Source organism: Paenibacillus xylanexedens (assembly GCF_017874615.1).
GTDB lineage: Bacteria > Bacillota > Bacilli > Paenibacillales > Paenibacillaceae > Paenibacillus > Paenibacillus xylanexedens.
In genome coordinates this window covers 23,071-34,456 of record NZ_JAGIKV010000028.1, presented here as the reverse complement: position 1 = coordinate 34,456, position 11,386 = coordinate 23,071, and the positions used below count along the sequence as shown (strand labels likewise).

The window sequence follows — 11,386 nt, the reverse complement described above, 5'->3', positions numbered from 1 at the left end:
CCTCAGCAGTGTTAACGTGATTGGAGCGCTTCATACCGTCAGTCGAAATAACGAATACCCATGGCTTCTCTTACCTCTAGCATCGTTTCCCGGGCCGCTTTCCTGGCCTCACGGGTACCCTCGATAAGAATCTCTTTCACCTGATCATCACGCTGTTCATAATAATTCCGTCGTTCGCGAAAAGGAGCAAGCAGATCATTGATGGCTCCACCTGCGATCTGTTTACAATCCTTACATCCAATCCGGCCCTGACTGCAACTGGCATGTATTTCGTCTGCGCTCTCCTTGCGGAAGAGCTGATGATAGGCAAAAACAGGGCAGATATCCGGGTGTCCCGGATCAGAACGATGGATGCGAGCGGGATCAGTCTTGGCCTTGGTCAATTTGGCTTTTACATCCTCAGGACTTGCATTTAATGAGATCGCATTGCCCATGCTTTTGCTCATCTTACCAACGCCATCCAGCCCTCCAAGCCGCTCTCCGGTCAAAATGCGGGGTTCGGGGAGAATGGGAGCATATAACTCGTTGAACCGGCGAACCAATTTTCGTGCTGTCTCAATGTGAGGAATCTGATCTTCTCCTGCTGGAACAAGGGTGGCTTTACAGAATGCAATATCAGCAGCCTGACTGACCGGATATCCGAGAAATCCGTAGTACAGGTCGGTATATCCACGATCACGTGCTTCGCTCTTGATGGTCGGATTATGCCGGAGTGTATTGACGGTAACAAACATGGAGAAGATCACAGTCAATTCCGCAATTTCCGGAATCATGGATTGAATGAACAGGGTAGCTTTGTTCGGATCAATGCCTACGGCGAGGTAATCAAGCGTGACTTGATGAACACTATCTGCAATCAGGCCAGGTTGATCATAGTGGGTGGTGAGTGCCTGAACATCTGCCAGTAAAATATAGGTTTTGTACTCTTCCTGCAATTGCACCCGACTGCGCAGGCTGCCTACGTAATGGCCGAGATGAAGTTGTCCGGTAGTTCGATCTCCTGTCAAAATAATATCCTTGTTTTTGTTCATGGTTTATTCTCCTTTGGTTTTGTAATTTTTCAACGTTGAGCTGTCGCCACCAGCCGTCTTCCACGACCATCACCTCCTTTCAGCCTGCAAAAAAATCAAAAAAGCTTCGTCTTTTATCCCATTCCCCGGTTGGGAACAGAATAAAGGACGAAGCTTGTGCCTCGCGGTGCCACCTTCATTGGCCGCTCTATTGCGGCCCACTTGAGGGATACGGATGAGGTATCTACCAGGAGCTCTTTTATGAGCTTCCATGCCTATCGATATCCTGTCCATGGATAACGGCTGGACATGCCGCCTCGCCTACTGAAAGTGTGTATTCCTAGGAACGGATACAGACTTTGTTCAACTTGGAACTCCGAAGCCCATTTCCACATATCCGATGCACCGACTCCCACCAGCCGCCGGCTCTCTGTAGCATCCTGACATACGTACTTCTCTTCATCATCGCGGATAACAAATGTTTACAATTTCCAGAATTATATCACGCTTTGATTCCGCTGACCAGCCTATGTTTGCGACCGCTCATATTGGTACCAAGCACACCGGCGATAATCAACAATGCACCAATATAGTGATAGCTACCCACTGGTTCATGCAATACCCATGCACCTCCTACGATGGAGATGAGCGTGGACAGATTGCTGAATACACTCATTTGCGAAGCCTCCAGATGAGTCAGGGCATAGCTCGCGAGCAGGGTGGAGATCATGGTGGAGAGGATCGCCAGATAAGCAAGGGCACCCAGATAGGATGTATCTCCAAGTGGTTTGATGTAGTCCATCATGGAACCGCTGGACGCATGTCGGATCAGGGAAGCGGCGTTAAATACAATACAGCCAACCATCAGTGTAACCCAGGTTAATTCCATTGGTTTGTACTTCTGGGTTAATGGTCTTGCAAGCACACCATACCCTGCAAAACAGACTGTGGATAGCAGCAATAATGCAATGCCCTTCAGGTTACCTATAGACATGCCGCTTCCTTGCATTATGAAAATAAAGACCACTCCAGCGACAGACAGAAGTAGGAACATCTTCTGCATCGTGGATGTGCGTTCCTTCAGGAAAACTGAAGCGAGAACGAGTGTGAATACAGGAGCCATAGCCTGAATAATACCGGCTTCCGATGAGTTGGAAGAGACAAGTCCAAAGGCTTGAAAGGCAAAAAATAAGACGGGAGATAACAGCCCCAGTGGAATGATGCGCCACAGATCACGAAGGCTCAGTCGGATTTTGATCCAGCCAAAAATGACAGGAATGCTCACAACGATCAGCGACAGCGCGAATCGGTGGGCAAGCACATCAATCGGATGTGCAACAGTGACGGTCATTTTAACAAATAGAAAAGATAGACCTATAATAGCTGCGTACAGTATAGCTGCGATATAAGCATATCCCCGAGTGTGTGTTGTGTTCATGAATGCTCCTCCAATACAGTAGTCATAGCGCTTTATCTTTCATTATCCTGAATTATGTCAGGTTCGAGGCACGTCCTGGCCTTATTCAATATACTGCCGGGTGCATCGTGCTACAATAGATAAAAGGTTGAACTGTATCGGTACAGTTGTTGGAGAGGGATGGGTGCATTGAGAAAATACGAAGTGATTGCCGAAGCGTTAAAGCAATGGATTCAGGAACAGATGCAGCAGCAGGATCGTCGCCAGTGGGCGGATAAGGGCATTCGACTGCCAGCCGTTCGAGTTGTAGCAGATCAATATCAATGCAGTGTAAGTACAGCGATTCGTGCATATGAGTGGTTGGAGCAACGGCATTTGGTGTACGCCATACCTCAATCTGGCTATTATGCTGTACAGAACGGGACAGGTGCTCAGGACATGGACTGGCAGGGAGCGTTGGACTTTGCTTCAGCTGCACCCGATCCAAGGGTGTTCCCTTATGCAGACTTTCGTCATTGTGTGGATCAGGCGATGGAGAAGAAACAGGCAGAGTTATTTATGTATGGTACGGATCAGGGATTACCTTCGCTTATCATACTGTTGCAGAAGCAGTTTGCGGATTATCAGGTGTTTGCGAGAACGGAGCAGTTCTTTATCACATCAGGTGTGCAACAGGCACTGGCTGTACTTGCATTGATGCCTTTCCCCAATGGAAAGAGAAAAGTACTGCTGGAACTACCGACTTATCACAATATGCCCTCCCTACTGAGCGGATTGAATGTGCCGATTGCCGGTGTGAGACGAGCCTTGAGTGGGCTTGACTGGGAATCGCTTGAACGTCAGTTTGCTGAGGGAGATATCAAGTTTTTCTATGTCATGCCGCGCTTTCACAATCCAATTGGCACATCGTTAACTGTTGCGGAGAAGAAGAGATTGATCCGGCTTGCTCAGAGGTACGATGTCTATCTGGTAGAGGACGATTATCTGGCTGATCTGGAGGACAATACGAAACAGGACCCGCTATGGTCCTATGATACCGAAGGCCGGGTCATTTATCTGAAGAGTTACTCCAAAATTTTGTTTCCAGGTCTGCGCATTGGTGTAGCTGTTCTGCCCTCACCACTAATTCAATCTTTTGGGGCTTACAAAAAAATGCTCGATATCGACACTTCTGTTCTGTCTCAAGCTGCTCTGGAGATCTATGTCCATAGCGGAATGTTTGCTCATCACAGGAAAGTGATTCGTAACCGCTATGCTGCCCGGATGCACACGGTGCATGAGCAACTGGACGCATATCCAGACTTTGCTCCATTTATGGACGCTCCTCGAACAGGAGGGGAGCATACCGTATTACCTTTGGCGGGTGATATGCCGCTTCGTGTTCTGTTATCCCGGCTTCAAAAGCGCGGAGTCATTGTTGATACGACAGAACGGTATTATCCGGAGGGAACATATCAGGTGCATCAGGATCAGATGCTGCGCTTGAACATCTCCAATGTGCCGAAGCAACGAATCGAGGAAGGGATGCAGAAGATCCGAGAGGAAATTTTGAAACTTCAGATCAGTCAGAGATAACTTGAAGAAGTGGGATGTTCGACTAAAAGTTTTTTGAAAGAAAGCTGCATCGGAAGCACACGCTATTCACAGGAAACACCGATCGGAGTGTTGTCCGTATATAACAAAAGGCGTCCACACAAGTTGATCACTTGTTGGACGCCTTTTCCTTGAGTTGCTATCTATCGACGATGCAGCTTGTACGCTACATTGTGAATGGAAATAATCTAATTTATTCCTGAGCCATCGCCTTGAAGGAAGCTTCTGCGGCTTCCAATGTAGCCAGAACATCCTCGTCTGTATGAGCCGTGGTCAGGAACCAAGCCTCATATTTGGATGGAGCCAGGTTAATGCCACGGTCCAGCATGTGACGGAAGAAGGAAGCGAACAGCTCTCCGTCCGTGTCTTGAGCATGATCGTAGTTCGTAACCGGATGATTACAGAAATGGGTGGAGAATGCACCACGAATCCGGTTGATCGTCAGAGCAATCCCATGACGGTCAGCAGAAGCTTGCAGACCTGCGGTCAGGTCGATAGCAAGACGTTCCATCTCTTCGTATACACCCGCGCCTTGCAGGACCTCCAGACATGCGATACCAGCTGAGATGGATGCAGGGTTACCAGCCATCGTTCCCGCCTGATAAGCAGGGCCAAGCGGAGCTACCTGCTCCATAACATGTTTGCGTCCACCGTAAGCACCGATTGGCAGGCCGCCACCAATAATTTTACCAAGAGCCGTCAGATCTGGTTCAATCTCCGCATGGTTATCTAGTCCGGCATACGTCTGAGTAGAACCGTAATGGAAACGGAAAGCCGTAATGACCTCGTCATAGATAACCAGGGAGCCGTTGGTCCGTGTCATGGCACAGAGACCTTCCAGGAAGCCAGGCTCCGGCATAACCATACCGAAGTTCCCAACGATCGGTTCAACCATGACCGCGGCGACATCATCACCCCAGCGCTCCAAAGCATCCTTCAGGGCTTCCAGATCATTGTAGGGCACAGTAATGACTTCTTGTGCAATACTGGCTGGAACTCCCGCACTGTCAGGAATTCCGAGCGTGGACGGGCCTGAACCGGCAGCGACAAGCACCAGATCGGAGTGACCATGGTAACATCCGGCGAATTTTACGATCTTGTTGCGTTTGGTGTAGGCACGAGCGACCCGAATCGTAGTCATGACCGCCTCTGTACCGGAGTTTACAAAACGAACTTTATCCATGGAAGGAATAGCTTCCTTTAACATTTTGGCGAGCTTGATCTCAAGTTCAGTCGGGGTACCGTACAGAACGCCATTTGCCGCTGCTTCCGTAATGGCCTGCGTGATATGCGGGTGGGCATGTCCTGTAACAATCGGACCGTAAGCGGCCAGATAATCAATATAACGGTTGTCATCGACATCCCAGAAGTGGGCCCCTTGGGCTTTTTTCATAAATACAGGTGCACCGCCACCAACGGCTTTGAACGAGCGTGAAGGGCTGTTTACACCTCCTACAATATGCTCAAGTGCTTCTGCGTATAGAAGTTCGGAACGGGAACGTGATGTATTCATAAGATAACTTCCTTTCGTAATGCAAAATATGATAAAGAAACAAGCTACAGAAAGATATGATGATTTTCTCATAAAGATATAGCCGGGCACAACGAGAGGGCAGCGTAATGGCTGCCCTCTGCATGTTTAGATTACTGAGCCGGTTGCTCTGACTTCTGATCGTCACCACTGGCTGTTTTATCTTCGGTGTTGGTTGTACTATCATCCGTAGTAGCAGGCGGGTGAATAATATCCTGAATATGCTGCTTCAATTTCTCTTCATTGGTAACCGTCAATACTTGCGCACCGCCTGCTGTACGTTCTTCTTTCAGCAAGTTCATTGGCGGGATCTGCTCACTGCCGTTCATGCTGCTCTGGTATCCAAGTCCACCCAGCTTCCACATGTCGGAGAGTGTCAGATTTGTATCTACGTAAGGATTAACCTGTTCCAGAATGGCAGGCAGTTTGGCAATGGTAGTTGTTGACTGCATTTTCGCTGTTACAGCTTTCAGCAATTCACGCTGACGTTCGGACCGAGCGAAATCCGACATCGCATCATGGCGGAAACGAACGTACATGAGCGCTGTCTCGCCATCCAGATGCTGATACCCTTTTTTGAGATCAATATCGTATTCGTTATTGTCTGCTTTACTTGTATAGTGCATGTCTTTCTCCACATCAAAATCAACACCGCCAACGGCATCCACCAATTTGATGAATCCTTGGAAATCCGTATACACATAATACTGTACAGGAATGCCGAGCAGGTCGCCGGCAGCTTGCATCGCTGCATTAGGGCCATGGGTGATAGCGGTGTTGATCCGCTCCTTGCCATATCCGTCAATATTGACGTAAGTGTCGCGCAGAATGGAGAACAGATTGATTTTTTTGGTCAGTGGGTCGAGCGATACAACCATCATGCTGTCGGAGCGAGGAACTTCACCTTTTTTCAATCCACGTGCATCGACACCCATAACGAGAATATTTACCGTTTCTGTGCCTTCCCATTTGGGTGGGTCAGGCGTATTTACTTTCTCCACATTTTCGATGCCTGCGAATGGTGAATCGTCGCCGTCCTTTGCCAAACCATCCAACTGATTGAGAATAGAACCGAAGTAATATGCCGCTGCTCCTCCAATAATCAACACGAAGGCGGCAAGAGAAATCCATATGGTTCTCTTCGTCTTTCTGGTCATGCTAGCTCTCCTTTGTATTTGAGATGAAATAAAAAAACGAGTTCGAGTATTCAAGTAAGATCTAGTCGGAGCTTTCCGTACACATCTTTTCCCAACATAAGGGCAGGACGCGGCTCCAGACTATTTTAAAGCTTGCTGAATTTTGACTGATACCATTATAATTTCTTTTTGGGCTACAAGCAATTTCAACAAAATCCAAGTGAGGTATAATCATGCTGGCGATTGATGTCAAAGATTTGCGCAAGTCGTTTAGCGTCCAGAAAAGCCGAGGTGGGCTGAAGGGCGCGTTCCAGGACCTGTTTGCACGTCAATACCAAGAGGTATTGGCTGTAAATGATATTTCATTTCAGATTCCGCAGGGCGAAATATGCGGATATATTGGGGAGAACGGTGCCGGTAAATCAACAACGATCAAGATGTTGACCGGCATTTTGGTGCCTACCTCTGGGCAAATATCGGTTGGTGGATATGTTCCGTATCAGGAACGTGAGAAGTTTGTACAGAATATCGGTGTTGTTTTTGGTCAGCGCAGTCAATTGTGGTGGGATATTGGCGTTATCGAATCCTTCCATTTATTGCGCAAAGTATATCGTGTCGGAGAGGTCGATTTCCGTAAACGGCTGGATGAACTGGTTGAGCGATTGCAGCTTCAGGACCTGTTAAGCCGTCCGGTACGGAAGCTCAGTCTCGGTCAGCGTATGCGCTGCGAGTTAGTGGCAGCCTTGTTGCATAATCCGAGTATTGTTTTCCTGGACGAGCCAACCATTGGTTTGGATATTGTGGTGAAGTCGGAAATTCGGGATTTCTTGAAAGACATGAACAAGGAGCATGGAACGACCATTCTGCTCACAACCCACGATTTGCAGGACATTGAGGCCCTGTGTTCCCGGGTGATCATGCTCGATGCAGGCAACATCATCTATGATGGAGGTCTGGATCATCTCAAGTCCCAGTGGGGTAAGGAGCGGGAGATCCGCTTCAAGTTCGGTTCAGCTCACAACATCAGTCAGATGCAGGAATGGACTGCTGCGTTGCCTGTACGTTGGACGGTTGAGAATGAATTGTCCGCATCCGTATGGATTCCGCTGGAACTGAATGTTTCGGATGTACTCGGACGTGTCGTTGGACAGGCAGATATTACCGATATTCAGATTATCGAGATCAACACGGATGAGATTGTGCGCAGTATTTACCAATCCGGTTCCGCCGAGCGTCCCGAGATTGTGGGAGCAGGGAAAGAAGCGGTGGGTGTATCCTGAGATGAATAGTGCATTTATTGATTTTATGCGCATCCGTTTTCTAACGATGCTGGCATACCGGGTGAATTATTACTCCGGCATTTTGATATATACGCTGAATATCGGCGTGTATTACTTTACCTGGCAAGCTATTTACGGTAGCAGTGGGGAGCTTGGCGGCTTCACGGCAGCACAGATGACCACGTATATCGCTGTATCCTGGATGGCACGTGCCTTTTACTTCAACAACCTGGACCGGGAGATTGCCGCAGACATACGGGATGGCTCCATTGCGATTCAATTCATCAGGCCGATCAATTACGTTATGGTCAAAATGATGCAGGGTCTTGGCGAAGGTATTTTTCGCTTCCTGCTCCTTATGATTCCGGGCATGCTCATCGCCATTCTGCTGTTTCCGGTTGAACTGCCTACGGCGCCATCGGCGTGGATTGGCTTTCTCGTCATGCTGTTCTTCAGTTTCCTCATTAATTCCCAGATTAATGTGATAACGGGACTGGCGGCATTCTTTGTGGAAAACAATGAAGGCATGATGCGTATGAAACGCGTCGTGGTTGATTTGTTCTCCGGTCTAATCATCCCGATCAGTCTGTATCCAGGCTGGATGTCCGCGGTGATGAAAGTATTGCCTTTTCAGGCCATTACGTATCTGCCCGGTTCCGTGTTCACTGGAAGAGTGGAAGGTACCGCCATCTGGAGCGTACTCGGTATTCAGGTGTTCTGGTTTGCCGTACTGTTGCTTCCGATGGTATTGATCTGGCGTAAGGCGCGTAAGCGTCTGTTCGTGCAAGGGGGATAACAGATATGTACTATATGGGTCTGATCTGGGAATATTTGAAGAATTACATGAAAACACGACTCACGTACCGTGCTGATTTCTGGGTGGAGATCCTATCGGATCTGCTGTTCCAGGCAACCAACCTGATCTTTATCTTTGTGGTCTTTCGCCATACGGATAACCTGGGCGGCTGGAGTGAGAGTGAAGTACTCTTTGTTTATGGATATTTTATGGTGCCCTATGGCATCTTCAGTTGTTTTATCAATCTGTGGGGATTCAGTGAACGGTACATCGTCAAAGGTGAGATGGATCGGATCCTGACACGTCCTGCACATAACCTGTTCCAGATCTTGCTTGAAAATGTGGACCCGCCTGCACTCGTAGGCTCGTTTATCGGCTTGATCATCATGATCTTCAGCGGAGCAGAGATGGGTCTGATGCTGGAATGGTGGCATATCCCTGCATTGATTATTTTGGCTCTCAGCTCAGTCATGATTTATGCCGGCATCTATACCACATTGACTTCGTTGTCTTTTTATTCGGACGCGCCAACAGGTATTCTGCCGTTGATGTATAACATTCAAGGGTATGGACGCTACCCGGTAACGATCTATAATCGTGCCATTCAGGTGCTGTTAACCTGGGTCATTCCGTTTGCCTTCGTGGGCATCTATCCGGCAGCATTGTTCCTGGAGAGGTCTGAGATGCATCGCATGGCGCTGCTTACACCTGTGATGGGATTAGTGTTTGGTTCTATGGGATTGCTTCTGTGGAATTTTGGCGTGAAGCGGTATCGCGGAGCAGGTTCATAATAACGCCCTATAGCATTTCATGGGGGAGATTAGGGAGGAACTGACATGACGTTAAATGTAGGCGAATTGGCACCGGATTTTGAGCTTCCGTCCAGTACAGGAGAATCGGTAAAGCTTTCGGATTACCGCGGACAGCGGGTACTGCTTTATTTTTACCCTAAGGATATGACTTCGTCCTGTACGCAACAGGCTTGTGATTTTCGGGATCGGCATGCTGAATTTGAAGGGCTGAACACGGTCATTCTCGGAATCAGCACCGATCCGATGAAACAACATGACAAGTTTATTGCCAAATATGGACTGCCGTTTACCTTGTTGTCGGATGAAGAGCACGTTGTAGCCGAGCAATATGGTGTATGGCAGCTGAAGAAAATGTATGGCAAAGAGTACATGGGTATGGTTCGCTCCACTTTTCTGATTGATGAAGAGGGGAAATTGATCAAGGACTGGTCCAAAGTTCGGGTCAAAGGACATATCGAGGCTGCGCTTGAGGCTTTGAAGACGTTGTAATTAATGATTTAGACATGAGTGAAACAATACATCTTAACCGATTCATCATTAAAGGCTGTGCTTCGCGGAATTTACCGTGAACACAGCCTTTTTAGGTGGGCAATCGTTTATTATTGGTTGAATTGTTCTTGTTCTTGCCAGAACGAAGCCGATGCACGAGCAGAAGGAATAGCGGAATAATAAAGCTTACCGTGATATCCCAATCCACCCAAGCGGGCATGATCGTATTGGTGTAGAAAATGACATTGGGAGAAATCAGTACAGCTAACGCGAATAATAACATCGCTGATGGCAGGATGAGAGGCTTGTATGTCTTTAATCGAAATAGCTGAGCTGTTCCAACGACAAAGGAGAACATGTACAGCAGGCTTTTGAAATAGGTAGCAATTAACCAAGCAGTCGCCATAAAGGCCTCAATTCGCTCGAAAAAGTTGCCGATATTAATTTTCTGGGACAGGGTATAGGAGATGTAGATGTCATGCTGGGTCAGAAAGGGTCCAAAAATCATGAGCGAAATGAGCAACAGTGTGGTTAGCAGCAATCCTCCACATAAGGTAGCGAGTAACATATCACGTTTGATATGAGGCCCGGACATTACATATGGAAGAACCATGGTGATCACGATGAGTTCACCAAAGGAAGTAAAAGCTCCCCGAATGATGGAATGAATCAGATGGAGCCAAGGGGTGTTCAAATAAGGCTGCAGATGTGAACTGTTTACTTTGGGCATCAATCCCAGAAATAACAGAATCATAAAGGCAACAACGATTGGAGTCAGCAGTTCACTGCTACTTCCTATCGTATGAAAGCCATGCATAAGCCCCCAGACTAGAGCGCACATAAGGATAATCAGAATGACTCGAATGGGGGTCTGAAGGTAGATCTGTGTGGTCATAAAGTCACCGACTTCACGGATACATATGGCAGCGCCTATGGCGAAATAAAATAGATATGCAGCCGACAAAACAGACCCCGCCCACCGGCCAAGTATTTTTTGGCAGATTTCAATAAGGGAAAGATCAGGATGTGTCTGATGAAGTTTGTATAGAACCCATATGATGAGTAAGCCGATCGGCTGACCGATAAGAGAACAGATCCATGCATCCTGTTGACCCGAAGCAGTAACCACGGAGGGATAGAGTAGAATCATGTCCCCAACCATGACGAGAAAGGTAAGGACTGCAAATTGCCTAATGGTGATTTTCTCCTTAATTAACATAGACACAGTGCTCCTTCTCTGTATTCAGCATGGATGAACTTCATGGATGAATTCCATTTTTCCATTTTCCATCCATACCAGGCTCCTTCCCCAAAAAAAGTAC

General features: G+C 47.7%; 10 protein-coding genes and 1 other annotated feature. Of the genes, 5 read left to right on the top strand and 5 right to left on the bottom strand.

The window, feature by feature from the left end; translation table 11 throughout:
* Positions 1–38: 38 nt before the first annotated feature.
* Both trpS and J2Z28_RS26645 read right to left on the bottom strand, forming a co-directional pair.
* Positions 39–1,031: a tryptophan--tRNA ligase gene (trpS, locus tag J2Z28_RS26650; RefSeq protein ID WP_211085152.1), complete on the bottom strand. Its 993-nt coding sequence runs from the start codon at positions 1,029–1,031 to the stop codon at positions 39–41.
* A 140-nt stretch (positions 1,032–1,171) separates the two neighbouring features.
* Positions 1,172–1,485 (bottom strand) — a binding site (T-box leader).
* A 27-nt stretch (positions 1,486–1,512) separates the two neighbouring features.
* The gene (locus tag J2Z28_RS26645; RefSeq protein ID WP_211085150.1) at positions 1,513–2,448 is read right to left on the bottom strand and encodes a DMT family transporter; all 936 of its coding nucleotides are present in this window, start codon (positions 2,446–2,448) and stop codon (positions 1,513–1,515) included.
* Between the two features lie 159 nt (positions 2,449–2,607).
* On the opposite strand from J2Z28_RS26645, the gene J2Z28_RS26640 reads away from it, so the two are divergent.
* A complete protein-coding gene (locus tag J2Z28_RS26640; RefSeq protein WP_211085149.1) occupies positions 2,608–4,002 on the top strand; it encodes an aminotransferase-like domain-containing protein in 1,395 nt (464 codons plus the stop codon).
* Between the two features lie 211 nt (positions 4,003–4,213).
* On the opposite strand, the gene J2Z28_RS26635 is transcribed toward J2Z28_RS26640, so the two are convergent.
* Together J2Z28_RS26635 and J2Z28_RS26630 are read right to left on the bottom strand one after the other, a co-directional pair.
* Positions 4,214–5,533 carry a glutamate-1-semialdehyde 2,1-aminomutase gene (locus J2Z28_RS26635; RefSeq protein ID WP_211085147.1) on the bottom strand — a complete coding sequence of 440 codons (1,320 nt, stop codon included), beginning with the start codon at positions 5,531–5,533 and terminating at the stop codon, positions 4,214–4,216.
* Between the two features lie 131 nt (positions 5,534–5,664).
* Complete coding sequence (locus tag J2Z28_RS26630; protein ID WP_211085145.1) at positions 5,665–6,708, bottom strand: LCP family protein; 1,044 nt, start codon at positions 6,706–6,708, stop codon at positions 5,665–5,667.
* A 212-nt stretch (positions 6,709–6,920) separates the two neighbouring features.
* Here J2Z28_RS26630 and J2Z28_RS26625 point away from each other — a divergent pair, with 212 nt between their 5' ends.
* Genes J2Z28_RS26625 through bcp form a run of 4 tightly spaced genes read left to right on the top strand, consistent with a single transcriptional unit; the run spans position 6,921 to position 10,064 of the window.
* Entirely contained in the window at positions 6,921–7,967 is a 1,047-nt protein-coding gene (locus J2Z28_RS26625) for an ABC transporter ATP-binding protein (protein WP_036614079.1), read from the top strand.
* Position 7,968: 1 nt separating this feature from the next.
* Positions 7,969–8,763, top strand: coding sequence for an ABC transporter permease (locus J2Z28_RS26620; RefSeq protein WP_036614077.1), 795 nt, complete (start codon positions 7,969–7,971; stop codon positions 8,761–8,763).
* Positions 8,764–8,768: 5 nt separating this feature from the next.
* A complete protein-coding gene (locus tag J2Z28_RS26615; RefSeq protein WP_017690733.1) occupies positions 8,769–9,554 on the top strand; it encodes an ABC transporter permease in 786 nt (261 codons plus the stop codon).
* Between the two features lie 45 nt (positions 9,555–9,599).
* Positions 9,600–10,064, top strand: coding sequence for a thioredoxin-dependent thiol peroxidase (gene bcp / locus J2Z28_RS26610; RefSeq protein ID WP_036668208.1), 465 nt, complete (start codon positions 9,600–9,602; stop codon positions 10,062–10,064).
* A 91-nt stretch (positions 10,065–10,155) separates the two neighbouring features.
* Here the strand turns inward: bcp and J2Z28_RS26605 are convergent, their stop codons facing one another.
* The gene (locus J2Z28_RS26605; protein WP_211085144.1) at positions 10,156–11,283 is read right to left on the bottom strand and encodes a GerAB/ArcD/ProY family transporter; all 1,128 of its coding nucleotides are present in this window, start codon (positions 11,281–11,283) and stop codon (positions 10,156–10,158) included.
* Between the last annotated feature and the right edge of the window lie 103 nt (positions 11,284–11,386).